Source organism: Nonomuraea sp. GTA35 (genome assembly GCF_041950525.1).
Classification (GTDB): domain Bacteria; phylum Actinomycetota; class Actinomycetes; order Streptosporangiales; family Streptosporangiaceae; genus Nonomuraea.
On the sequence record NZ_JBGNUV010000005.1, the window covers coordinates 684,014 to 707,540 of the forward strand.

Below are 23,527 nucleotides of genomic sequence, written 5' to 3' on the forward strand. Positions count from 1 at the left end.
TCATCGGGTGCGGGTCTCCAGCGCGGTGGGCCCCCGACTCAGAAAGGCGTGGGCCCCGTGACCGAACAGCGTGAGGTCACAAGGACGCAGAGCTCCTTGGCCACGAGGGAGGTCGCATGACCTCGGCGCCTCTGGGCCTGCAGGGCGCCTACCTCATGGGTGAGCGCGCCGGCCACGACGAGCTGCGCTCCCGCCTCCTCGACGTCGCGGTGAACCTGCTGCGGACCGACGGGCCCGACAGCCTCACGATGCGCCGGATCGCGGCGGAGGCAGGCTGCACGACGACCGTGATGTACACGATGTTCGGCAACCGGGAGGGCCTGGCGGAGGCGCTCTACCTGGAGGGCTTCGAGCGTTTCCGCCGCTTCCTGGAGGCGGTGCCGCAGCGCCGTAACCCGCTGGAGCAGCTCAACGCGCTCGGCCCCGCGTACCGGCAGGCGTGCCTGTCGGAGCCCGGCTACTACAGCCTGATGTTCGAGCGGGCGATCCCCGGCTTCGAGCCCAGCGAGCGCGCCAGGACGCTGGCCCGCGCGGCGCTGAACATCCTCGACCGCGTCATCGCCGACTGCATCTCGGCCGGATACCTGATCCCGACCCAGCCCCGCAAGATCGCCGACGCGCTGTGGGCGGCCGCGCAGGGGGCGATCTCCCTGGAGCGGGCCGGGCACCTGCGCGACGGGCGCACGTACGAGGCGGTGACTACGGCGACTGTCTGCTGCTACCTCGTGGAGAAGCAGGAATAGCGCCTCTCCTGGCCGCCTCCAGGGCCAGCCACAGCTCGGCGCGGGTGCCCGGGTCGTCGAGGTCGCGGCCCAGCAGCTCGGCGACGCGTCTCATCCGGTAGCGCAGGGTGTGGCGGTGCACGCCCAGCCTCTGCGCCGCCGCGTCCCAGTGGCCGTTGCTCTCGAGATAGGCGCGCAGCGACTCGACCAGGTCGGCCCGGGAGCCGTACGCGGTCAGCGGCGCCAGGACCGCGGCCGAGAACGCCTGGGCGGCGGCCGGGTCGAGCAGCCCGAGCAGGCCCTGCCCGGCCAGCTCGGCGAACCTGACGACACGACCGGCGTTCCCCGCCCCGGCCGCTCCCCTGCTTCCACGGCCCGTGTCGTCCCGGCCGCGCGCCGCGTCCAGGGCGCGGCGAGCCTGGTCGAGCGCGTTGCGCAGGGCGCCTTCCGCATATCCGCAGGGCTGGCTGACCCCCACCGGCGCCTCGACGCTCGCCGCCGTCTCCTCCGCCGCGCTCTCGGCCGCGATCCCGATGGCGGCGCCCCCGGTAGCGGTGCGGCCGGTAACGGCGTCCCCGGTAGCGGCGCCCCCCGTAGCGGCGCCTCCAGTAACGGCGCCCCGGATGCCGGCGGTCTCGATGCCGGCAAGGCCCGGCAGCGCGGCGAAGCCCCGTGCCTCCAGGGCGTCCAGGGCGTCGGCGTCCGCGGCGAGCACCACCAGCGGCGGCTCGGGCAGCCGCCCGCCCAGCGCCGCCAGCACGGCGCGGGCCCGCTCGCCCTCCCCCGCCAGCAGCAGCTCCAGCACCGCGGTGCGGACGCGGCGTTCGGCGGCGAGCTGGGTCCTGCCCTGCTCCATGGCCAGCGTGAGCAGCGAGCCGGCCGCGTTGATCACCGTGTGGGTGACCGGGGTGAAGGCGTGCGGGGCACCGACGGCGAAGAAGCCGCGCGGGCGCGTCCCACCGCCGAGCGGCTGCACGACGATGTGCTCGCCGGGCCCGGACAGCGCCAGGCTGGCAGGCATCCGGTCGCCGCCACCCGCCCGTGGTCCACCACCTCCCCGTGACCCACCGCCCGCCTGCGCTCCACCACCCGCCCGCGCTCCACCACCCGCCCGCGCTCCACCACCCGCCCGCGCTCCACCGGCCGTCTGCGCTCCACCACCCGCCCGCGCTCCACCGGCCGTCCGCGCTCCACCGCCCGCGGCCTCCACGGGCTGCCCGCGGCGCCGGGCGAGCTCGGCCGTGACCGCATCCGTGTTGGCGCCGCGCGTGGCGTGGCGGACCTCGCCCGGCTCGTCCAGCAGCGCGGCCCAGCCGCCGACCTCCCTGGCCAGCCGGTCGATGACGGAGTGCATGCCCTCCGGCCGCAGCGCCGCCCGCGTCAGCCGGCCCTGGGCGGCGAAGGCGCGGCTGATCTCCTCGTACTGCTCGGCCGCCAGCAGCTCGCTGACCGCCTTGCCGACCGCGATGAACGGGGTCTCGCGCGGCACCTCCAGCAGCGGCAGCCCGGCCGACTCAGCGGCCTGGACGAGGGCGGGCGGCACCTCCTCGTGCGAGACGCCGACGCCGAAGCCGAGCCCTGCCACGCCCCGGCGCACCAGGCGGGCCACGTACCCCGTCAGGTCGCCTTCCATCCGCATGCCGGTGGTGAGCAGCAGCTCCCCGCCTTCGAGGTACGGTGTCGGATCCGCGAGCTCGCTGACCGCGACCCAGCGCACCGCGGCGTCCAGCACCCCTGGCCGCGTGGTCCCGGCGACCGGCCGGAGGTTCATGCGGCGCACGACGGTCTGCAGCGAAGGCGGCATGAGCGATTTGTCCATTCCGGCAAAGACGAGCACTCCCAGTGTGACATATCGACGTATCGGAGCTGATGGGAGCCCGCCGTACCGTCGGAGCCATGAGCATTCCCCAGGAGCGGCGCGTCGTGACCGCGATCCCAGGCCCCAAGTCCCAGGAGTTGCTGGCCCGCAAGCAGGCGGCCGTTCCGCCCGGCATCGGCACCACGCTGCCGGTCTTCGTCACCCGCGCCGGCGGCGGCGTGGTGGAGGACGCCGACGGGAACTCGCTGATCGACTTCGGCTCGGGCATCGCCGTGACGAACGTGGGCAACGCCGCCCCGAGGGTCGTCGAGCGCGTCCAGAAGCAGGTCGCGGAGTTCACCCACACCTGCTTCATGGTCACCCCGTACGAGTCGTACGTGCAGGTCTGCGAGAGGCTCAACGAGCTGACGCCGGGCGACCACGACAAGCGCACGTTCCTGGTGAACTCGGGCGCCGAGGCCGTGGAGAACGCCGTCAAGATCGCCCGGCACGCGACCGGCCGCCAGGGCGTGGTGGTGTTCGACCACGGTTACCACGGCCGCACGCTGCTCACGATGACGCTGACGGCCAAGAACATGCCGTACAAGCAGGGGTTCGGCCCGTTCGCGCCGGAGGTGTACCGGGTGCCTCTGGCGTACCCGTTCCGCTGGCCGACCGGCCCCGAGAACTGCGCGGAGGAGGCCGCCGAGCAGGCCATCGACCTGATCACCAAGCAGATCGGCGCGCAGAACGTGGCGGCCGTGGTGATCGAGCCGATCGCGGGCGAGGGCGGGTTCATCGTGCCCGCGAGGGGGTTCCTGCCGCGGATCGCCGAGTTCTGCCGGGCGAACGGGATCGTGTTCGTGGCCGACGAGGTGCAGACGGGCTTCGCGCGGACCGGGACGCTGTTCGCCTGCGAGGACGAGGGCGTGGTGCCGGACATCATCACCACCGCCAAGGGCATCGCGGGCGGCCTGCCGCTGGCGGCGGTGACCGGGCGTGCGGAGATCATGGACAAGGTGCACGTCGGCGGCCTCGGCGGCACGTACGGCGGCAACCCGCTCGCCTGCGAGGCCGCGCTGGGCGTGCTGGAGACGATCGAGGCCGAGAACCTGGTCGCCAGGGCCCGCCGCATCGGCGAGATCATGCTGCCCCGGCTGGAGGCGCTCAAGGAGCGCTTCGACGTGATCGGCGACGTGCGCGGGCGCGGCGCGATGATCGCGATCGAGCTGGTCGAGCCCGGCACCAAGGAGCCGGACCCGACCGCCGTCCAGGAGGTCGTCAAGCGCTGCCACGCGGAGGGCCTGCTGGTGCTGACGGCCGGCACGTACGGCAACGTGCTGCGCTTCCTGCCCCCGCTGGTGATCCCCGAGCACCTGCTGGAGGAGGGGCTGGGGATCTTGGAGAAGGCGATCGCCGAACTCTGACGAAGACCAACGAAACGGGCATCCAGCTTGGGCTGGATGCCCGTTTTGTGGTGTAAACGGCCCCATCCGGGTAGAGAATTCACCCTGACTTGACGCTCAGCTGGACGCTCACGGCCTCGGTCAGGGTTATAACGGTTCCGACATACGGTGGGGCGATGGCAGCTGGGAGCGTGATGAACTGGGGTCCGACCAGAACGGCGCAGGATATGTTGACGTTCGACCCTGACGGCCTGACCTGGGCCCAGCGCGACGGCGACGCCTGCGTCGTCTGCCACAAGAGATGGCCGCGGCCGCGCGTGCGCGTGGGCCGCCTGCCCGATGACGCGCCCGTGCTGGCCTGCGCCGACTGCGCGGAGGCGCTCCTGCCCGCGCCCATGGCCACCGTCGTGGCCTTCCCGTCTCGCTAGCCGCTCCCCGCGCGCCTCAGCGACCCGAGCGGCGGCGAGACGCCCCGGGACAGGGGGGAAGGCCCGGGGCGCCTCTGGCGAGCCACGCCCAGCGGGGGATGGGCGGGCACGGGGCACGGCGTCGCCCGGACCTGCTCACTTGAGGAGCTTGTCCCACCGATCGGCCCAGACGCGATAGTCAGTGCATTCCCCGTCCTCGGCCCGGCAATCCCCGGGCGGCCGCGTCGCGAACACCACGCGGTCGAGCCGCTTGGCGTCGCCCATCCCGTACGCCTCGCACATCGCCCTGGCCCGCCCCTTGCACGCCTTGGAGTTGGCCGGCGCCATGCCCACCCACGCCGCCGCGTCGCGCTGCGCGTTGGCCGCCGTCACCCAGTTGAGCCACCGGTAGGCGCAGGTGGTGTCGGGCACGTTCGCGCCCAGCATCCAGGAGTCGACCCAGCCGGTCGTCCGCGGCGTCGAGATGGGCTTGACCGCCATGCCGGCCTGCTGCAGGAGCAGGCGGTAGTACGGCGTGACCTGCGCGTAGTCGAGCGACCCGGTGGCGAAGCCCCTGACCAGGTCGACCGGGTTCTTCCAGTAGGTGCGGTCCTTGTTGCGCTCCAGCAGCGCCATCGCCTTGCCGAACTCGGCCTCGCTCAGCTCGTACGGCTCCTTGGCCGACCCCTCGGCCAGGGCCGCCTCGGCGATCGTCAGCGGGGTGTCCCTGAGCGCCGCCCGGTCGGAGGAGAACGCCTGCTCCAGCCCGCCGCCCCTGACCCTGGCCGAGTCGTGGACGAACTCGTGGTAGGCCCACAGGTACGGCACGCCGTACGCCTTGCCCGACACCGTGGTCATGTCGCGGAAGCGCTCGGTGAGGTCCTTGTAGTCGCTGACCTTGGCCGGGTCGATGGGCTGCACCTGCTTGGCCGCGATCAGGTCGGCGGCCAGCACGGGCCCGGCGGTGACCACGTCGTAGGGCCGCTGGGTGAGCCTGCCGGCCATCTCCTCGGCGGTCTGCACGGTGTCGAGCCGGGCGATGCGGCAGCCCGTCTCCTTCTCGAAGTCGCCCACCCAGTTGACCTTGGGGCTGACGCCGCCGTACTCGGCGTAGCCCCGGTAGGTGAGGATCTGCAGCGTGCCGTCGCTCTGCGTCGCGGTCGGCGTGGGTGTGGGGGTGGGTGTGGGTGTGGGTGTGGATGTCGGCGTGACCTTGGCGGGCGGCCTGGCCATCGCGCTCGTCGCCGGCGCCGGGTCCGTCACCGCGGCCGTGCCGGCCACCAGTGCCGTGGCGGCGAGCGCCAGTGCGTACGTACGCCGACGGTTCACGTTGCCCCCTTGTCCTGTCACGCTGGAGCTTACCGGTGACAGGACCTGGGGGGACGCCGCCCGCGGCCCGCGGTCACCCGTTCGTGGGGAAGCCCAGGTTCACGCCGCCGTGCGAGGGGTCGAGCCAGCGTGAGGTGACGACCTTGCCTCGGGTGTAGAAGTGCACGCCCTCGGTGCCGTGCACGTGCGTGTCGCCGAACAGGGAGGACTTCCAGCCGCCGAAGCTGTAGAAGGCCATCGGCACCGGGATCGGCACGTTGATGCCGATCATGCCGACCTCGACCTCGTTCTGGAAGCGGCGGGCCGCGCCGCCGTCGTTGGTGAAGATGGCGGTGCCGTTGCCGTACGCGCCGCCGTTGATCACCTCCAGGCCCTCCTCGTAGGAGCGGACCCGGACGATCGACAGCACGGGGCCGAAGATCTCCTCGGTGTGCGTACGCGAGCCGGCGGGCACGTGGTCGAGCACCGTCGGGCCGAGCCAGAAGCCGGGTGTCTCGGCGGCCTTGCCGCCGCCCAGGACGGGCGTCTCGCGGCCGTCCACGACCAGTTTGGCGCCCTCCTGGACGCCGAGGTCGAGGTAGGAGGCCACCTTGTCGCGGTGCGGCCCGGTGACCAGCGGCCCCATCTCGGACCTGGAGTCGTCGCCGGGGCCGACGGTCAGCCGACCGACCCGCTCGACGATCTTCTCGACGAGCTCGTCGCCGATCGGCTCCACGGCGAGCACGACGGAGATCGCCATGCACCGCTCCCCCGCCGAGCCGAACCCCGCCGACACGGCCGAGTCGGCCACCAGGTCGAGATCGGCGTCGGGCAGCACCAGCATGTGGTTCTTGGCGCCGCCGAGCGCCTGGACCCGCTTGCCGTGCGCGGTGCCGGTCTCGTAGACGTACTGGGCGATGGGGGTGGAGCCGACGAACGACACGGCGCGCACGCCTGGGTGCTCCAGCAGCCGGTCCACGCTCACCTTGTCGCCCTGCACGACGTTGAACACGCCGTCGGGCAGCCCCGCCTCCTGCCAGAGCCGCGCCATGAGCAGCGAGGCCGACGGGTCCCGCTCGGACGGCTTGAGCACGAACGTGTTCCCGCACGCGATCGCGATGGGGAACATCCACATCGGCACCATCGCCGGGAAGTTGAACGGCGTGATCCCGGCCACCACGCCCAGCGGCTGCCTGATCGAGTAGGAGTCGACGCGGGTCGAGACGCCCTCGGAATAGCCGCCCTTGAGCAGGTGCGGGATGCCGCAGGCGAACTCCACGACCTCCAGCCCGCGGGCCACCTCGCCGAGCGCGTCGGAGTGCACCTTGCCGTGCTCGGCGGAGATCAGCGCGGCCAGCTCGTCGCGGTGGGCGTACATCAGCTCGCGGAAGCGGAACAGCACGCCCGCCCGCTTGGTCAGCGACGCGTCCCGCCAGCCGGGGTAGGCCGCGGCGGCCGCCGCCACGGCGGCGTCCACGTCGGCGGCGGAGGCCAGCGCGACGGTGCCGCTCACCTCGCCGGTGGCGGGATTGAAGAGCTCCGCGGTACGGGCGGCGTCGCCGTCCGCGAGGGCTCCGTTGATCCAGTGCTTGACGGACTTCACTGCGCTGCTGCCTCTGCGTCGATCGTTTCGAGGGCGGTGACGATGATGCCCAGGCCCTCGGTGGCCTCGTCCACCGAGAGCGTGAGGGGCGGGGCCATGCGGATGGCGGTGCCGTACAGGCCGCCCTTGCCCGCCAGCAGGCCGGCCCGCTTGGTCAGCTCCATGAACCGGGCGGCCTGGGCCGGGCTCTGCAGCTCGACGGCGAACATCAGGCCCTTGCCGCGCACGTCCTGGACGACGGCCAGCCGCTCGGCGGCGGCCTTGAGCCCGCCGATGATGATCTCACCGGTCCGGGCGGCGTTGGCCTGGAGGTCGTGGTCGAGCACGTAGTCGAGGGTGGCGTTGGCGGCGGCCATGGAGATCGGGTTGCCGCCGAAGGTGGACAGGCCGACGGCGTGCGGCGCGTCCATGAGGTCGCCGCGCGCGACGACGCCGCCGACCGCGAAGCCGTTCCCGAGCCCCTTGGCGAAGGTGATCATGTCGGGGGTCACGCCGTGGTTCTCGATGCCGAAGAACGCGCTGCCGGTCCGGCCCCAGCCGGTCTGCACCTCGTCCGAGATGAACAGGATGCCCTGCTCGTCCAGCACCTCCTTGTACGCCGCGAACAGCCCGTCGGGGGCCATCGTGAAGCCGCCCACTCCCTGGATCGGCTCGGCGATCAGCGCCGCCACGTCGTTGGAGACGGAGGTGGCCAGGACGTGGCGCAGGTCGTCCACGCAGGCCCGGATGTAGTCGGCGTCCGACAGGCCCTTGAACTGGGTCAGGTGCCGGTCGGCGCCGTGCAGGAAGTGCACGTTGAGCGGGGAGAGCGAGTTGTTCTTCCAGGACCGGTTGGAGGTGACGCTGATCGCGCCGAAGCTGCGCCCGTGGTAGCTCTGGCGCATGGCCAGCACCTGGTCGCTCCTGCGCGCGTACGTGGCCAGCAGCAGCGCGGTCTCGTTGGCCTCGGTGCCGGAGTTGGTGAAGAAGACCTTGGCGTCGGGGATGCCGGACAGGCGCGCGATCTTCTCGGCCAGCTCGATCTGGCCGCGCAGCAGGTACACGGTGCTGGTGTGGACCACGCCGGTGGCGAGCTGGCGCTCGACGGCCTCACGTACCTCGGGGATGTCGTACCCGATCATGTTGGTCAGGATCCCGGCGAAGAAGTCGAGGTAACTCTTGCCGTCAGCGTCGATGACACGGTTGCCCTTGCCGCTGACGATCTCGATGGGGTCGTTGTAGTTGAGGGCCAGCCAGTTCGGCATCACTGCCCGGTGGCGCGCGAGAAGCTCCGACATGTTACCGAGTATCCCTTTTCCGGCCAGGGGCTCCTACACGCAACATGTCGGAGGGGAGGTGACTTGGTTTACAGAGTGGAACCGTGTCAGACCTTCGCGAGCTCGGGGGAGGCGGCGGGCACGGCCGGGCGCAGCACCGTGACGGCCAGCAGCGCGGCGGCCACGCAGAAGGCCGCGCCCACCCACGAGCCGAGATGCATGGCGGAGGTGAAGGCCTGGTTGCCCGCCTCGGCGAAGCCCAGGGTGTGGGCGCCGCCGATCGACTCCCTGGCGGCGGCGGGCAGGCCGGCGGGCATCTCGGAGGTGTACCGGGTGGCCAGCACGCTGCCCAGGACGGCGATGCTGAGCGCCATGCCGACCTGCTGGACGGTGTCGTTGAGCGCGGAGCCGACGCCGGCGCGCTCGACGGGGATCGCCGCCATGAGCGAGGTGTAGGCGGCGGGGCCGGCCAGGCCGCCCCCGATGCCCATGATCACCAGTCCGGTGGCCAGCGGCAGGAAACCGGTCGTCGTCGCCATGACGGCGAAGCCGCCGGCCATCAGCAGCAGCCCGGCGCAGACTAGCACCCGGTTGCTGAGCTTCTTGCCGAGCCCGGCGCCCACGCCGTTGAAGATCGCGGCGGCCACCGCGTACGGCAGCATGGCCAGGCCGGCCTGCATCTCCCCGTACCCCAGCACGAACTGCAGGTACTGGGTGAGGATCAGCATCACGGCGCCGGCGCCGAACGACATGAGCAGGATCGAGAACGACGCGCCGCTGAAGTTGCGGTTGGCGAACAGGAAGAGCGGCAACATCGGCTCCTTCTGGCGGCGCTCCCAGACCACGAACGCCACCAGGGCCACCACGGCCAGCGCGATGACGGGGATGTTCCACTCCCGCTCGATGATCACGTAGACGGCCGCGGTCAGGCCGACGATCGACAGCACCACGCCCACCGGGTCGATCTTCCTGCCCTCGCTGCGGGTCTCGGGCATGAGGACGACGGCGGCCACGACGGCGACCGCGGCGATGGGGATGTTCAGCAGGAAGACCGAACCCCACCAGTAGTGCTCCAGCAGGAAGCCGCCCACGGTCGGCCCGGAGACCAGGCTGATCAGGGCCACCGCGCTCCAGGCTGCCATCGCCTTGCGCCGCTCCTCCTCGTCGAACACGGTCATCAGGATCGACAGCGTGGAGGGCATGACGAGCGCGCCGCCGACGCCCATGAGGCCGCGGGCGGCGATGAGCTGCCAGGGCTCGGTGACGAGCACGGCGAGCAGCGACGCGCCGCCGAAGAAGACCAGGCCGATGATGAGGAAGCGGCGGCGGCCGTACTTGTCGGACAGGCTGCCCGAGGTGAGCAGCAGGCCGGCGAAGGCCAGCACGTAGGCGTCGATGATCCACTGGATGTCGGACGGCGTCGCGCCCATCTCCTGGTTCAGCGAGGGGATCGCCAGGTTGAGCACGGTGTTGTCGATGCCCAGGACGAGGAGCGCCAGGCAGAGGACGGCGAGGATCCACCAGCGACGGGGGTCTCGTACAGCGTTCGAGTTCACTCGCACAGCGTACGACAACCCTCGAACACTGTGCGAGTGGATTTATCCTTGGTGCATGGCAGGTAAGGCGTTCTCCTCGGTGTGGCTGCGCGAACCCCGCAAGGCCGCCAGTCCAGGCCGCACCCGGGAGGAGATCGTCAGGGCCGCCGTCGAGCTGCTCAACGAGGAGGGGCTGTCCGGGCTGAGCATGCGCAGGCTCGGCGCGAAGCTGAGCGCGGGCGCCACCAGCCTCTACTGGTACGTCGCCAACAAGGACGAGCTGCTCGAGCTGGTCTTCGACGAGGTGTGGGGCGAGATGACGGTCCCCGACACCGACGAGGTGGGCTGGCGGGAGGCCGCCTCCGTCCTGGCCCACAGCATGCGCCAGGTGATCCTGAGTCACCCGTGGTCGGCCGACCTGATCGGCCGCCTGCCCGCGCTCGGCCCCAACGCGCTGCACGTCGCCAACGAGATGCGCAGGATGTTCAAGCAGGCCGGGTTCACCGGGCTGGACACCGACTACGCCATCGCCACGCTGACGGCCTTCATCTTCGGCATGACGATCCCCGAGATCGCCTGGGCCGCCAAGTCGGGCACCGAGCGGTTCGACGTCGAGCAGATGAAGGCGGCGGTCATCCAGGTGTCCGAGAGGTACCCGCACATGCGGGAGAGCTTCGAGATGACCGAGATGGAGGATCCGCGCGTCGTGCGGGAGGTCGCCTTCGACTTCGGGCTCGTGTCGGTGCTCGACGGTCTTGAGCGGCGGCTGCCGACGTAGCAGGATCCACGACATGAGCGATTTCCGTGCCGCCCGCGACTTCCTGCTCGGGGCCGACGCCGCCACCGCCCGCCGCGACTTCCGCTGGCCCGAGCTCGGCGCGTTCAACTGGGCGCTCGACTGGTTCGACGGCGTGCTGGCCGCCGAGACGCCCGGCGCCGTCGCTCTCAAGATCGTGGGCGAGAGCAGCGCCGCCTACACCTTCGCCGAGCTGTCGGAGCGCTCGAACCAGGTCGCCAACTGGCTGCACGAGCAGGGGGTGCGCCGGGGCGACCGGGTCCTGCTGATGCTGGGCAACCAGGCCGAGCTGTGGGAGTCGCTGCTGGCCGTGATGAAGCTGGGCGCGGTCGTCATCCCGGCCACCACGCTGCTGACCGGCAAGGACATCGTGGAGCGGATCGAGCGCGGGCGCGTGTCCCACGTCATCGCCAACGCCGCCGACGCGGGCAAGTTCCCGGCCGGCGAGTACACGAGGATCGCCGTGGGCGACGCCTACAACTGGCTGCCGTTCCACGACGCCTACCACGCGCACGACCGTTTCACCCCCGACGAGCAGACCCGCGCGGGCGACACGCTGCTGCTCTACTTCACCTCCGGCACCACCTCGCAGCCGAAGCTGGTCGAGCACACCCACGCCTCCTACCCGGCCGGGCACCTGTCGACGATGTTCTGGATCGGGGTGCGGCCGGGCGACGTGCACCTGAACGTGTCCTCACCGGGGTGGGCCAAGCACGCGTGGAGCAACGTGTTCGCCCCGTGGAACGCCGGGGCCACCGTGCTCGTCCACGACTACCGGCGCTTCTCCGCGCCCGCGCTGCTGGAGGTGCTGCGCGAGGAGCGGGTGACCACGTTCTGCGCGCCGCCGACGGTGTGGCGGATGCTCATCCAGGAGGACCTGGCCGCGTGGAAGCTGCCCCTGCGCACGGCCGTGGCCGCCGGCGAGCCGCTGAACCCCGAGATCATCGACCAGGTGGCCAAGGCGTGGGGCATCACGATCAGGGACGGCTACGGCCAGACGGAGACGACGGCGCAGATCGGCAACGCCCCGGGCGAGGCGGTCAAGGCCGGCTCCATGGGGCTGCCGCTGCCCGGGTACGACGTCGTGCTGATCGACCCGATCACGGGCGAGCAGGGGAACGACGGCGAGATCTGCCTGCCGCTGGACGACCGCCGCCCCCTGGGCCTCATGTCCGGATATGTCGGTGGATCGACGGAGGCCATGCGCGACGGCTTCTACCACACGGGCGACGTCGCCACCCGCGACGACGAGGGTTACATCACCTACGTGGGCAGGACCGACGACGTCTTCAAGGCCTCCGACTACCGCATCTCGCCGTTCGAGCTGGAGAGCGTCCTGCTGGAGCACGCCGCCGTCGCCGAGGCCGCCGTGGTGCCGGCGCCCGACCCGGTACGCCTGGCCGTGCCGAAGGCGTACGTGACGCTCGCCCCGGGGTTCGAGCCGGACGCGGAGACGGCCCGGTCGATCTTCGAGCACTGCCGCAGGGAGCTGGCCCCGTACAAGCGGGTGCGGCGGCTGGAGTTCGACGAGCTGCCCAAGACCATCTCGGGCAAGATTCGCCGCGTTGAGCTGCGCGTACGCGAGCCCCGCAAGGAGTACCGCGAGGAGGACCTGAATCCATGACAAGGGGAGCAATGTGTAAATTGACCCATGGCCGTTCTTACAGGCTGATCGGCTAGGCTCTGCCCCGTGTTGCCCACCATCGCCGACGTCCTCGCCCTGGAGACCGTGCGCCGGGGCAGCCCGCGCGTGGTCGCGGGCGCCGACCGGCTCGACACCAAGGTGCGGTGGGTGCACGTGGGCGAGATCGCCGACATCGCCCACCTGCTGCGTGGCGGGGAGCTGGTGCTCACCACGGGAGTGGCCCTGCCGGAGGACCCGGAGAAGCTCGCCGACTACATCGGCGAGCTCTCTTCCGTCGGGGCGTCCGGGCTGATCGTGGAGCTGGGCCGCAGGTTCGTCCGGGAGCTGCCGAGGGCCGTGGTCAACTCGGCCGAGGAGCACGGGTTCCCGGTCATCGTGCTGACCCGCGAGACGCCGTTCGTGCAGATCACCGAGTCGGTGCACGAGCGCATCATCGACATCCAGCTCGAGGAGCTGCGGGCCTCGGAGCAGTTGCACGAGGTCTTCACCGAGCTGTCGGTCGAAGGCGCCTCGCCGGCCGAGGTGCTGGCCCAGGTGGCACGCCTGTCGGGGCGTCCGGTGCTGCTGGAGAACCTGGCGCACCAGGTGCTCGCCGCCGAGTCCGCCGGGCGCGACGCGGGGACCTTGCTGGCCGGGTGGGAGACCAGGTCGCGGACGGTGGCCCCGGCCGAGCGCACCGCGTACGACCCGGCCTCCGGCTGGCTGGTGACCACGGTGGGGGCGCGCGGGCAGGACTGGGGGCGGCTCATCCTGCTCTGCGACGCGGCGCCGTCGCCGCGCGACATGGTGCTGGCCGAGCGCGCCGCCACCACGCTCGCGCTGGGCCGCCTGCTGGAGCGCCACCAGGAGTCGCTCGAACGCCAGGCGCACGGCACGATCATCACCGGCATCCTGACCCACGCCTACGCCGACCCCGACGAGGCCGCCGCCCGCGCCCGCGCGGTGGGCGTGCCGCTCACGGGGCGCAAGCTGATCAGCGTGGTCATCCGGCCGACCGAGCACATCGACCAGGCCCTCGACGGGCAGGCGCAGCTCGGCGAGCTGGCCGAGGCGACCGCCGCCGCCTGCCGCGACGCCCGCCTGCCCGCCCTGGTGGGCGCGCTCGACCAGGAGCGGGTGGGGGTGCTGCTGCCGCTCCCGCCGCGCACCCAGGCGGGGCCCGCGCTCACCTCGCTGGCCGAGCGGCTGCGCGTGCTGTGGGGTCCCGGCTCGGCGTTCGTGCTGGCGGCGGGCTCGGTGGTGGAGTCGATCAGGGACGTACGCCGCAGCTTCCTGGAGGCCGAGCAGGTGGCGGACGTGGCGGTCCGCCAGCCGGACGGCCGCCCCTTCTACCGGCTGCCCGACCTGCGCCTGCGCGGCCTGCTGCACCTGCTGCGCGACGACGCCCGGCTGCAGACGTTCGCCGAGCGGGAGCTGGGCCCGCTGCTGGCCCACGACGCGCAGCGCGGCGGCGACCTGACCCGGATCCTGCGCGTCTACCTCGACTCGGGCCGCAACAAGGCCGTCGCGGCGCAGAAGGCCCACCTGTCCAGGCCCGCCTTCTACGACCGCCTGCGCCGCCTCGAACGCATCCTGGACACCGATCTGGACGACGTCGAGTCGTGCCTCTCGCTGCACGTGGCGCTGCTGGCGCTGGAGTCCTTCCGCCGGGAGAGCCGCTGATGTGCTGGAATGGGCGATATGTCTGATGTGCTGGTGCCCGACGTGGCCGACCTCAGCCGGATGCTCGCCACCGCGGGAGCCTTCTCCGTGCCCGTCCACGACGTACGGCTGACCCCCGACGAGCTCGACCCCGCGCAGATCGTCGCGGGCGATCCCGTCACCTCCTCCCTGGAGCTGGGGGACGGCCGGGGCATCTGGGAGATCACACCGGGCGTCGTGACGGACGTGGAGAGCGACGAGATCTTCGTCGTGCTGTCGGGGCGCGCCACGATCGCCGTCGAGGGCGGCACCACGATCGAGGTGGGCCCCGGCGACGTGTGCCTGCTGGCCGAGGGTGCGAGAACCACCTGGATCGTGCACGAGACGCTGCGCAAGGTGTACCAGACCCGGGCGGGCACCGCGTAGGACGCGCGTCGAGCGGCCTCGCGCGACCTACCGTCGCAAGTGTGCCCCTCTTCTTCAACGCTCTCGAAGCCGCGGCCCACCGGCTGTCGATCGTGCCTCCGATGTTCGACTACTTCGGCGCCATGGGCCTGCACGCGCTCGTCGCGGCGGCCAGGACGGGGGTCTTCGACGCCCTGCGGGAGCGCCCGTCCACCGGCGGCGAGCTGGCCGCCGCGCTCAACCTCGACCCCCACGCGACCGGCGTGCTGTTACGCGCCCTGACCGGCCTCGGCTACCTGCGGGTCAGGCGCGGCCGCTACCGCCTGACCCGCACGGCGAGGCGCTGGCTCACCACCGCCTCACCGACGTCGCTGCTGCCCGGCCTGGCCTTCTGGGAGCGCACGGCCTGCGTGATCTGGCCCGGCCTGGAGAAGGCGGTACGGAACGGCACGCCCGCCACGCCGTTCTACGCGTCGCTGGCGGCCGATCCCGAGCTGTCGCGCTCGTTCCACGCGTGGTCGGCGGCGGTGGCCGCCCGGCAGGCGCCGGCCACGGCACGCAGCATCCCCGTGCCGCGCGGCGCCCGGCACGTGCTGGACGTGGGCGGCGGGCACGGCCTGTTCAGCCTGGCCCTGCTGCGCCGCCACCCCCGGCTGCGCGCCACCGTGATCGACCTGCCGGACGCGCTCGAAGCCGCCGCCGCCCACCCCCGGCTGACGTTGCGGGCCGGGTCGTTCCTGGAGGACGACCTGGGCGCCGGGTACGACGTCGTCCTGCTGTTCAACATCATGCACGGGCTGAGCGACGAGGAGGCGGCCCCGCTGCTCCGGCGCCTGGCCGCGGCGCTCGAGCCGGGCGGCGTGCTCGTGGTCGGCGACCAGTTCGGCGACAGCCTCATGCCTGGCCGGGCCAGCCGCACCCTGCTGCGCCTGCTGGACCTGAACTACCTGGTCACGGTGGGCGGCAGGGTGCGCGGGCTGGACGAGACCGCGAGCCTGCTGCGGGCGGCCGGCTTCCACCGGATCCGCCACCGCCGCCCGCTCGGCTCCCCCACCACGGAGCTGGCGGTGGCCTGGAGCCCGGCCCGCCGCTAGAAACCCATGGCGGCCTGTACCTCCTCCAGGGTGCGGACCGCGCGCTCGCGGGCCCGCTCGTTCCCCTCGGCCACGATCTGCCTGACGTCGCCCTCGGTGAGCTCCGCGCGGCGCTTCCTGATCGGCCGCAGGAACTCGTTGACCGCCTCCGTGACCACCCGCTTGAGCGTGACGGCACCGCCGTCGCCGATCTCCTCGGCCAGCTCGGCGGGCCGGCGATCCAGGCACAGCCCGGCCAGCGTGAGCAGGTTGGCCACCTCGGGCCTGCGCTCCTCGTCGAACGTGATCAGCCGCTCCGCGTCGGTGCGGGCCTTGCGGATGAGGGCGGCGGTCTCGTCCTCGGTGGCCGACAGCGCGATCGCGTTGCCGCGGCTCTTGCTCATCTTGCCGCCGTCGAGACCCTTCAGCATCGGCTGCGCGCCCATCATGGCCTCGGGCAGCGGGAACACCTCGCCGTAACGCTCGTTGAAGCGGCGCGCCACCAGCCGGGCCACCTCCAGGTGCGGGAGCTGGTCCTTCCCGACGGGCACCAGCGTGCCCTTGCAGAACAGGATGTCGGCCGCCTGGTGCACCGGATAGGTGAACATCAGGCCGCTCACGGACGACTGGGAGCTGTGCGCGATCTCGTCCTTCACCGTGGGGTTGCGCCGCAGCTCGGCCACCGACACCAGGCTCAGGAACGGCAGCAGGAGCTGGTTCAGCTCGGGGATCGCGCTGTGCTGGAAGATCGTGACCTTGGCGGGGTCGATGCCGACCGCCAGGTAGTCGAGCAGCAGCTCGGTCGTGTGCCGCCGGATCTCGCCCGGCAGGTCGCGGTCGGTGATCACCTGGTAGTCGGCGATCAGCACGTACATGGGGTGGAGGTCCTGCAGCCGGACCCGGTTGGCCAGCGAGCCGAAATAGTGGCCCAGATGCAGCGGCCCTGTCGGTCGGTCACCCGTCAGCACCACGTCGTTCATCAGGTCTCTCTCCTTCGGGATCATTGCCGTCCCGGAGAGGAACCCTTCGCTTCTGGGGGCCGTCTCAGGGACGGCCCACGCATGGGAAACTCAGCGGCCGTCTGCCGGCCGCCACCACATGCGCAAGCGGGTCATGCCTCATAGGCTACCCGGTTCTTGTGTCGATTCCGTAACCTCTTTACTCCTTTGGCGCGTTCGGCTGCCCCGGAGACCTTGATCTCGCCACTATGGTGCGGTCCCTTTTCCGCCCTCTGGAGAGTTCATGTCTCGACGCACCCTCGCCAGCGGCCTGGCCATAGCCGCGGCGCTCACCCTCACCGCGTTGCCCGCGACAGCGGAGCAGCAGTCGGTGCGGTTCCCGTCGGCGAAGTTCCCACTGGGCGCACGGCCCGTGCCGACCAAGACGATGACCGCCGTGGCGCAGGGCATCGACCTGTACGACGTGAAGGCCGGCACGTCCACCGACGGTTACACGGTGAGCATCCTGATGCCCAACGGCCGCGACGCCGGGTCGCGCACGGCGGCCGAGACCGTTGCCGCGGAGGTGGAGGCGGCCGGCGAGACGCCCAGCGTGCAGGAGGTGGTCCGGCCTGCCGTGGCCGACGCCCCTTCCCAGACCCTTTACATGGTCCGCGTCGGCCTGTGGCCGTTAAAGGACAAGAAGAAGGCCGACGAGATGGCCAAGAAGCTCAAGGACGCGGGCCTGAAGGTCAAGGTCGACTACCTCGGTGACGACGGGGTCAAGACCACCGGCCCGTGGAACGTCAAGGTTGCCCTGATCGACGTCAGGACCTTCCGCGGCTCGTACGCCGCCTCGCTCGGCGCCAGCGTCGCCAAGCGGGAGACCGTCTCCTCGATGGTCAAGGCCCGCAAGGCGCTGCTCGGCGTCAACGGCGGCTTCTTCAACATCCACACCTCCCCGGCGCTGCGCGGCGAGCCCCTCGGCGCGTCCGTCGTGGGCGGCAAGCTGCTCAGCGAGGCCGTGCCCGGCCGCTCCGCCGTCGTGCTGAAGGGCCGTACCGCGAAGATCACCGAGTTGCGGTCGACCGTGACCGCGATCTCGCAGGACGGCGAGAAGGTCGAGGTCAACGGCATCAACCGGGCCGCCACGACGGACGAGCTGCTGCTCTACACGGAGGAGTACGGCGCCAAGACGCCCACCGGCGGGGTCGACGCCGTCATCGACGCGAGCAACAAGGTCGTCGGGCTGCGCGCCTCGGGCGGCGCGGTGACCGCCGGCATGCGGGTGCTGCACGGCAACGGCGTGGCCGCCGACTGGCTCAACGAGCACGCCTGGCAGGGCTGGAAGGTCGAGATCGACACCAAGCTCGTGGACCTGCGCACGAAGCGGGCGCTCCAGCTCACCCCTGAGCTGAACGTGGTCGCGGGCGGCGTCGGCCTCGTCCGCAACGGCAAGGTGAAGATCACCGCCAAGCTGGACGGGCACGACTCGATCAACATGATCCTGCGCCGCCACCCGCGCACGCTCCTCGGCACCACGCGCAACGGCAGCCTGATCCTGGCCACCATCGACGGGCGCCAGCCCGGGGTGACGGTGGGAGCCAACTTCGTGGAGGCGGCCCAGTTCATGCGCTGGCTGGGGGCCACGCAGGCGATCAACCTGGACGGCGGCGGCTCCACGGCCATGGTCGTCGGCAACAAGGTCGTCAACCGCCCCTCGGACGGCGCGGAGCGCGCCGTCGGCGACGCCCTGCTCGTCCTGCCTCAGTAACCGGGCCCGGCGGGGACTCCAGCGAGTCCCCGCCCACCCGTGCGTGCCCGCCGATCAGCCCGTCACCGGCAGCCCGGTGTCCGGTTTCACGGCCTTCATCGCCAGGTGCGACGTCACCTGCGCCACCCCCGGCAGCCCAGACAGCGTCTCGGAGTAGAACCGCTCGTACGCCGCCAGATCCGCCACCGCCACCCGCAGCAGGAAGTCCGGATCCCCGAACAGCCGGTACGCCTCCACCACCTCCGGCATCCCCGACACCCGCCGCTCGAACTCGGCCACCGTGTCCTGATCCTCGTACCTCATCACCACGGTGACGAACGCCTGGAACCCCCGCCCCACGGCGTCCCCGTCGAGCAGCGCCCGATACCCGCGGATCACCCCGCTCTCCTCCAGCTGCCGCACCCGCCGCAGGCACGGCGACGGCGTCAGCCCCACCCGGTCGGCCAGCTCGGTGTTGCTCAGCCGCCCGTCCCGCTGCAACTCTTGGAGGATCCTGCGGTCAATCGCGTCCATGACGCAACATCCTGCCACGCACAACCGCTGCCCGGCATGAATCCACCATCGTGTGCCACCCCTGCTCGGCTACCGTCGCAAGCAGGAGGAGATACGTCATGGACACCGAGCTGCTGCTCCTGTTCCTGGGCATGGACCTGCTGCTGATCTGCACACCCGGGCCGGACATGCTCTACGTGCTGGCCCGCTCCCTCGGCCAGGGCCGCAGGACCGGGCTGACGGCGGTGGCGGGGATCTGCTGCGGGTACGCCGTGCACACCGTCCTGGCCGCGGCGGGACTGGCCGCCGCCCTCCGTGCCGTGCCCGCCGCGCTGCCCGCGATGCGCTACGCCGGAGCGGCGTACCTGGTCTTCCTGGCCGTCAGGACGTTGCTGTCGCTGCGCTCCCGCGAGGCCAGGCCGCTCGGCGCGCCGTCCGCCGAGCCGCGCGGCAAGGTACTGCGGCAGAGCACGCTCACGGCCCTGCTCAACCCGAAGGGCCTGCTGCTCTACCTGTCGCTGATGCCGCAGTTCATCTCGACCGGGACCGGTGTGCCGCTGGGGCTCCAGCTCACCGCGCTCGGCCTGCTGCACGTCGTGAACTGCGCCCTGCTCTACGGTCTCGTCGCGGTCGCCACGGCACAGGCGAGCACCGCCCTGACCGGCACCCCGAAGGCGGCGCGCCGGATCTCGGCGGTCTCGGACACGCTGCTGCTGGTGGTGGCCGCCGCCACCCTCGGCACCCACTGACCACCTCGTGCTCCCGGCAGCGGCGGCCGGCCAGCCTCCGCGCCACCGGCCGGCCTCGGCGCCCGCTAGGCACGCTCGCGCCAGTAGGCGAGCTGCTCCCTGGTCGTGCGGGTCGCCGGATGGCCGGGGCCGAGCACCCTCTCCCTGATGGGCAGGAGGGCCGCGTACTGGTCGCGCGCCGCCGCCGGATCCCCCGCCTGCCCCGTCCAGTACGCCAGGTTGGCGCGGGCGGTCAGCGTGTCGGGGTGCTCGGGACCGGAGACCCGCTCCCGGACAGGCAGCAGGGCCGTGTACGCGTCCCTGGCCGCCTCCGCGTCACCCAGCTCGCCGATCCACCGCGCCAGCTCGTGCCTGATCGTCAGCGTGTCGGGGTGCTCGGGGCCGAGCACCCGCTCCCGTACGGCGAGCAGGCCCGCGTACTGCCCCCTGGCCGCCCCCGCGTCCCCCGCCTGCCCCGTCCAGTAGGCCAGGTTGTGCCAGGTGATCAGGGTGTCCGGGTGCTCGGGGCCGAGGATGCGTTCCCTGATGCGCAGGAGGCTCGCGCACTGGTCGCGGGCCGCCTCCGCGTCGCCCGCCTGGCCGGTCCAGTAGGCCAGGTTGTGCCGGGTGGTCAGGGTGTCGGGATGCTCGGGGCCCGAGGCGTGCTCGCGGCGGATGAGCAGCTCGGCGTACTGGTCGCGGGCGGAGACGGCGTCGCCCAGCTCGCCGGTCCAGCGCGCCAGCTCGTGACGGGTGATCAGGGTGGCGGGGTGCTGGGGGCCGAGGACGCGCTCCCTGGTGGGCAGGAGAGCCGCGTAGTGGTCCCGGGCCGCCGCCGGATCGCCCGCCTGGCCCGTCCACTGGGCGAGGTTCGCCCTGGCCATCAGGGTGTCCGGATGATCGCGGCCCTGGACGCGCTCCCTGATCGGCAGCAGCGCCGCGTACTGGTCCCGGGCCTCCGCCGCGTCGCCCAGCTCGCCCGTCCAGCGCGCCAGCTCGTGCCTGATCGTCAGCGTGTCGGGGTGCTCGGGGCCGGACACGCGCTCGCGGACGACGAGCAGGGCCGCGTACTGGTCCCTGGCCGCCTGCGCCTCGCCCAGCTCGCCCGTCCAGCGGGCCAGCTCGTGCCGGTTGATGAGCGTGGACGGATGCTCCGGGCCCTGGACGCGCTCGCGGATCGGCAGCAGCGCCGCGTACTGGTCGCGGGCCGCCGCCGGATCCCCCGCCTGCCCCGTCCACTGCGCCAGGTTCGCCCTGGCGGCCAGCGTGTCGGGGTGGTCGGGGCCCTGGACCCGTTCCCTGATGGGCACCAGATCGGCGTACATGTCCCGGGCCGCCGCCGCGTCGCCCAGCTCGCCCGTCCAGCGGGCCAGCTCGTGGCGGATGGTCAGCGTGTTCGGATGCTCGGGCCCCTGCACCCGCTCGCTCACCGGCAGCAGCTCGGCGTACTGGTCCCGGGCCGCCCGCGCGTCGCCCAGCTCGCCCGTCCAGCGGGCCAGCTCGTGCCGGAGGGTGAGGGTGACCGGATGCTCGGCGCCCACCTGGCTCATCCGGATGGGCAGCAGCTCCGCGTACTGCCGGCGCGCCGCCGCCGCGTCGCCCAGCTCCCCCGTCCAGCGGGCCAGCTCGTGCCGGGCGGTCAGCGTGGACGGATGCTCGGCCCCCAGCTTCGCGGTCAGCGCGTCGCAGATCTCCCGGAACAACGACCTGGCCGTACGGTAGTCGCCGCTCGCCCCCAGGTACTGCGCGGTCTTGTCCATGCCCGGCGAGATCGGGGGCAGCGCGGCCAGGATGTGCGGCAGGAGCAGGGCGTACCGGGGCCAGGCCGTCACGCGGGTGGGCTCGTCGGGCAGCACCGACTCCAGGAGCACCGCGGCCGCGTCCCGCCACCGCCGCTGCTCGTGCGGCGCGAGCTGGTCGATGGTCACTGCCTGGACCAGGCGGTGCACCGACACCGTGCCCTCCACCGGCTGCCCGATCAGGCTGTGGCCGCGCAGGGCGCCGACGGCGGCGTTGATCGCGAGCGGGTCGCGCGGCAGCTCCTGCAGCACCGCCACCGCGCTCATCCAGGGCCGGAACTCCCGCACCAGCCGCACCCGCGAGCCCGGCAGCCGCCCGTACGCCCGCTGCCGCTGCACGTCGTCGGCGAACAGCTCCCGCGCCGTACGCCCTTCGAGCGGTGACAGCAGCAGGTGGTACGGGATGGCCTCGTGCGAGTAGCAGGCCAGCACCCGCAGCAACGCGATCGCCTGCCGGCTCGTGCCCGCCAGGTTCCTGAACGCGAGCTGCCACGTCGTGGTGATCCGCTCCTCGTACCCCCAGGCCTGCCCCTGCGCGAGCAGCCCGGCCCGCTGGTCGTGAAGCAGGTCGAGGTACTCGCTCAGGGCCAGCCCCGTCTCCGCCATGAACGCCGCCGCCTGCTCCAGCGCCAGCGGCAGCGCGCCCAGCTCGGCCACCACGGCCGAGGCCGCCGCGGCGTCGTCCTGCCCCGACCGCGCCAGCACCAGCGCCACCGCCGGCTCCGGCTCCAGCACCGGCAGCTCCAGCCCCTGCTCGCGCGGCCAGGTCCCGGACCTGCTGGTGATCAGCACGTGCCCCGGCCCCGCCGGAGGCAGAAAAGGGCGCAGGGCATCAGCCTCCGGCGCGTTGTCGAAGATCAGCAGCCAGGGGTCGGTACGCGCCGCCAGCGCGGCATGCACCTGATCGACCGGGTCGGCGGCGTCCACGGTGTCCCTCAACCCCAGCAGCGCCGCCAGCCTGGCGAACGCGGCGGAGAGCACGGCCGGGTCGGCGGCGGGCAGTTGCCAGACGAGCTGGTAGTCCCGCAGGTGGCGATGGGCGTACTCCAGGACCAGGCTGGTCTTTCCGACCCCGCCCAGCCCGTGCACGGCCACCACGCACGGCATGGTCCTGCCCGCGGCCAGCCGCGCCCGCAGCTCCGCCACCATCTCGTCCCGCCCGAGCAGGCGCGGTGGGCGGGGCGGGAGTTGCACCGGGCGGGTGGGGACCTGGGGGCGTGGCGGCAGCCGCACATCACCGACGACGTCCACGTGCCCGACGTTCACTGCCGTGGCCCTGTCGCCGGTCATCGCCACCCCGGAATTGTCGCCTCCCACCTCAATGGAACGCTCCAACCGTCTGGCGCGTGACCCCCGCCGTCTAGGGGTCCGCGCAGCCGGCGGGCCATCCTGCGCAGGAGACGCACCAGCCGGGGCGCCAGGGGAACCAGCCTGGGCGGGAGGCCACCCGGCTTGCGTGGTGGGGGAACCGGGCGGCGCGGCGTCACTCGTCAGGGCGGATGTGCCTGCCGGAGTGTCACCTGTCGCTCCGGATGACCCGTCCTCGCCGGTCGCTACTGCCGGTCCCGCCAGCGTCGCAGCCTCCCCTGCCATGCCGGAGCCTCCCGCCAGCGCAGGTCCGGCCGACGCGGGCCCGGCCGGCTGCCCCATGCCACATCCGGCGAACGGGCCCTCGTGCGGCGACGACCTCGCGCTGATCCGGCGCCGCACCATGACCAGCACAGCCGCCACGAACAGCCCGAACATCCCCAGGGAGACGCTGATCAGGCTGTCCTGCTCACCCAGCACCATTAACAACGACCCAGGCATCCCATACATGTCAGCGACAAAGTCCGTGACTCCCGCCGCCACCAAAGTGAGCGAAATCGGGATAAGCGTCCAGACGAGGAGACTCGGGCGTCGGCGATTACGCCGGCCGCGTCCGGGCGTGCGTCCTGAAGGGGAAGAAGCCGTCACTCTTCCAGAGTGACCCGGACCCCTGAGGGTCGCCACCGGAACTCCGTCATGCCCGGAAAGCACCCTATGCATGGGGAAATGAAAGGGCCCCGACCAATGCTGGTCGGGGCCCTTTCCTATAAAGATTGTCCGGCGGTGACCTACTCTCCCACACCCTCCCGAGTGCAGTACCATCGGCGCAGGGAAGCTTAACTTCCGGGTTCGGAATGTAACCGGGTGTTTCCTTCCCGCCATAACCGCCGTAA

Annotated in this window: 18 protein-coding genes and 1 rRNA gene; 10 read left to right on the forward strand and 9 right to left on the reverse strand. The window is 72.0% G+C overall.

The genetic code is table 11. From position 1 onward, the window contains the following. The first annotated feature begins 116 nt into the window (after window positions 1-116). Window positions 117-743, forward strand: coding sequence for a TetR/AcrR family transcriptional regulator (locus ACBJ32_RS26390; RefSeq protein ID WP_357869759.1), 627 nt, complete (start codon window positions 117-119; stop codon window positions 741-743). On the opposite strand, the gene ACBJ32_RS26395 is transcribed toward ACBJ32_RS26390, so the two are convergent. Further along, on the reverse strand, window positions 700-2,541 hold the full coding sequence (locus ACBJ32_RS26395; RefSeq protein ID WP_375128970.1) for a PucR family transcriptional regulator: 1,842 nt from the start codon (window positions 2,539-2,541) through the stop codon (window positions 700-702). The genes ACBJ32_RS26390 and ACBJ32_RS26395 overlap by 44 nt on opposite strands. 77 nt (window positions 2,542-2,618) lie before the next feature. Between ACBJ32_RS26395 and gabT the strand changes: the two genes are divergently transcribed. Together gabT and ACBJ32_RS26405 are read left to right on the forward strand one after the other, a co-directional pair. Then, a complete protein-coding gene (gene gabT / locus ACBJ32_RS26400; RefSeq protein ID WP_375128971.1) occupies window positions 2,619-3,947 on the forward strand; it encodes a 4-aminobutyrate--2-oxoglutarate transaminase in 1,329 nt (442 codons plus the stop codon). A gap of 206 nt (window positions 3,948-4,153) precedes the next feature. Further along, a complete protein-coding gene (locus tag ACBJ32_RS26405; RefSeq protein ID WP_357869753.1) occupies window positions 4,154-4,354 on the forward strand; it encodes a hypothetical protein in 201 nt (66 codons plus the stop codon). 135 nt (window positions 4,355-4,489) lie between these two features. Here the strand turns inward: ACBJ32_RS26405 and ACBJ32_RS26410 are convergent, their stop codons facing one another. The 4 genes from ACBJ32_RS26410 to ACBJ32_RS26425 form a co-directional block, all read right to left on the reverse strand. Further along, a complete protein-coding gene (locus ACBJ32_RS26410) occupies window positions 4,490-5,662 on the reverse strand; it encodes a hypothetical protein (RefSeq protein ID WP_375128972.1) in 1,173 nt (390 codons plus the stop codon). A 73-nt stretch (window positions 5,663-5,735) separates the two neighbouring features. Then, entirely contained in the window at window positions 5,736-7,244 is a 1,509-nt protein-coding gene (locus ACBJ32_RS26415; protein ID WP_375128973.1) for a CoA-acylating methylmalonate-semialdehyde dehydrogenase, read from the reverse strand. Continuing rightward, window positions 7,241-8,521 carry an aspartate aminotransferase family protein gene (locus ACBJ32_RS26420; RefSeq protein WP_357869745.1) on the reverse strand — a complete coding sequence of 427 codons (1,281 nt, stop codon included), beginning with the start codon at window positions 8,519-8,521 and terminating at the stop codon, window positions 7,241-7,243. The genes ACBJ32_RS26415 and ACBJ32_RS26420 overlap by 4 nt, the downstream gene beginning before the upstream one ends. Window positions 8,522-8,607: 86 nt before the next feature. Then, a complete protein-coding gene (locus ACBJ32_RS26425) occupies window positions 8,608-10,056 on the reverse strand; it encodes an MFS transporter (protein ID WP_375128974.1) in 1,449 nt (482 codons plus the stop codon). Between the two features lie 55 nt (window positions 10,057-10,111). On the opposite strand from ACBJ32_RS26425, the gene ACBJ32_RS26430 reads away from it, so the two are divergent. The 5 genes from ACBJ32_RS26430 (at window position 10,112) to ACBJ32_RS26450 (ending at window position 15,616) form a co-directional block, all read left to right on the forward strand. Continuing rightward, window positions 10,112-10,813: a TetR/AcrR family transcriptional regulator C-terminal domain-containing protein gene (locus ACBJ32_RS26430; RefSeq protein ID WP_375128976.1), complete on the forward strand. Its 702-nt coding sequence runs from the start codon at window positions 10,112-10,114 to the stop codon at window positions 10,811-10,813. A 13-nt stretch (window positions 10,814-10,826) separates the two neighbouring features. After that, complete coding sequence (locus ACBJ32_RS26435) at window positions 10,827-12,455, forward strand: AMP-binding protein (RefSeq protein WP_375128977.1); 1,629 nt, start codon at window positions 10,827-10,829, stop codon at window positions 12,453-12,455. A gap of 66 nt (window positions 12,456-12,521) precedes the next feature. Further along, window positions 12,522-14,138: a PucR family transcriptional regulator gene (locus ACBJ32_RS26440; protein WP_375128978.1), complete on the forward strand. Its 1,617-nt coding sequence runs from the start codon at window positions 12,522-12,524 to the stop codon at window positions 14,136-14,138. An 18-nt stretch (window positions 14,139-14,156) separates the two neighbouring features. Continuing rightward, window positions 14,157-14,543 (forward strand): cupin domain-containing protein, encoded by a 387-nt coding sequence (locus ACBJ32_RS26445; protein ID WP_357869731.1) that lies wholly within the window; start codon window positions 14,157-14,159, stop codon window positions 14,541-14,543. A gap of 41 nt (window positions 14,544-14,584) precedes the next feature. After that, window positions 14,585-15,616, forward strand: a complete 1,032-nt coding sequence (locus ACBJ32_RS26450; protein ID WP_375128979.1) for a methyltransferase — start codon at window positions 14,585-14,587, stop codon at window positions 15,614-15,616. On the opposite strand, the gene trpS is transcribed toward ACBJ32_RS26450, so the two are convergent. Next, window positions 15,613-16,575, reverse strand: a complete 963-nt coding sequence (gene trpS, locus ACBJ32_RS26455; protein ID WP_375128980.1) for a tryptophan--tRNA ligase — start codon at window positions 16,573-16,575, stop codon at window positions 15,613-15,615. The two genes, ACBJ32_RS26450 and trpS, sit on opposite strands and share 4 nt — an antisense overlap. A 262-nt stretch (window positions 16,576-16,837) precedes the next feature. On the opposite strand from trpS, the gene ACBJ32_RS26460 reads away from it, so the two are divergent. Further along, window positions 16,838-18,307 carry a phosphodiester glycosidase family protein gene (locus ACBJ32_RS26460; protein ID WP_375128981.1) on the forward strand — a complete coding sequence of 490 codons (1,470 nt, stop codon included), beginning with the start codon at window positions 16,838-16,840 and terminating at the stop codon, window positions 18,305-18,307. A 54-nt stretch (window positions 18,308-18,361) separates the two neighbouring features. Here ACBJ32_RS26460 and ACBJ32_RS26465 read toward each other — a convergent pair whose 3' ends face one another. Beyond that, window positions 18,362-18,820: an Lrp/AsnC family transcriptional regulator gene (locus tag ACBJ32_RS26465; protein ID WP_375128982.1), complete on the reverse strand. Its 459-nt coding sequence runs from the start codon at window positions 18,818-18,820 to the stop codon at window positions 18,362-18,364. A 98-nt stretch (window positions 18,821-18,918) separates the two neighbouring features. On the opposite strand from ACBJ32_RS26465, the gene ACBJ32_RS26470 reads away from it, so the two are divergent. After that, window positions 18,919-19,548, forward strand: coding sequence for a LysE family translocator (locus ACBJ32_RS26470; RefSeq protein WP_375128983.1), 630 nt, complete (start codon window positions 18,919-18,921; stop codon window positions 19,546-19,548). A gap of 65 nt (window positions 19,549-19,613) precedes the next feature. On the opposite strand, the gene fxsT is transcribed toward ACBJ32_RS26470, so the two are convergent. Next, window positions 19,614-22,616, reverse strand: a complete 3,003-nt coding sequence (gene fxsT / locus ACBJ32_RS26475; RefSeq protein ID WP_375128999.1) for an FxSxx-COOH system tetratricopeptide repeat protein — start codon at window positions 22,614-22,616, stop codon at window positions 19,614-19,616. A gap of 793 nt (window positions 22,617-23,409) precedes the next feature. Next, window positions 23,410-23,526: ribosomal RNA gene (gene rrf / locus ACBJ32_RS26480) — 5S ribosomal RNA — on the reverse strand. Between the last annotated feature and the right edge of the window lies 1 nt (window position 23,527).

What these genes read in the sequence shown, in the direction of transcription:
- ACBJ32_RS26390 (WP_357869759.1), top strand. Translation starts at nt 117, where the DNA reads ATGACCTCGGCGCCTCTGGGCCTGCAGGGCGCCTACCTCATGGGTGAG.
- ACBJ32_RS26395 (WP_375128970.1), bottom strand. Translation starts at nt 2,541, where the DNA reads ATGGACAAATCGCTCATGCCGCCTTCGCTGCAGACCGTCGTGCGCCGC.
- gabT (WP_375128971.1), top strand. Translation starts at nt 2,619, where the DNA reads ATGAGCATTCCCCAGGAGCGGCGCGTCGTGACCGCGATCCCAGGCCCC.
- ACBJ32_RS26405 (WP_357869753.1), top strand. Translation starts at nt 4,154, where the DNA reads ATGTTGACGTTCGACCCTGACGGCCTGACCTGGGCCCAGCGCGACGGC.
- ACBJ32_RS26420 (WP_357869745.1), bottom strand. Translation starts at nt 8,521, where the DNA reads ATGTCGGAGCTTCTCGCGCGCCACCGGGCAGTGATGCCGAACTGGCTG.
- ACBJ32_RS26430 (WP_375128976.1), top strand. Translation starts at nt 10,112, where the DNA reads ATGGCAGGTAAGGCGTTCTCCTCGGTGTGGCTGCGCGAACCCCGCAAG.
- ACBJ32_RS26435 (WP_375128977.1), top strand. Translation starts at nt 10,827, where the DNA reads ATGAGCGATTTCCGTGCCGCCCGCGACTTCCTGCTCGGGGCCGACGCC.
- ACBJ32_RS26445 (WP_357869731.1), top strand. Translation starts at nt 14,157, where the DNA reads ATGTCTGATGTGCTGGTGCCCGACGTGGCCGACCTCAGCCGGATGCTC.
- trpS (WP_375128980.1), bottom strand. Translation starts at nt 16,575, where the DNA reads ATGAACGACGTGGTGCTGACGGGTGACCGACCGACAGGGCCGCTGCAT.
- ACBJ32_RS26460 (WP_375128981.1), top strand. Translation starts at nt 16,838, where the DNA reads ATGTCTCGACGCACCCTCGCCAGCGGCCTGGCCATAGCCGCGGCGCTC.
- ACBJ32_RS26465 (WP_375128982.1), bottom strand. Translation starts at nt 18,820, where the DNA reads ATGGACGCGATTGACCGCAGGATCCTCCAAGAGTTGCAGCGGGACGGG.
- ACBJ32_RS26470 (WP_375128983.1), top strand. Translation starts at nt 18,919, where the DNA reads ATGGACACCGAGCTGCTGCTCCTGTTCCTGGGCATGGACCTGCTGCTG.
- fxsT (WP_375128999.1), bottom strand. Translation starts at nt 22,616, where the DNA reads ATGACCGGCGACAGGGCCACGGCAGTGAACGTCGGGCACGTGGACGTC.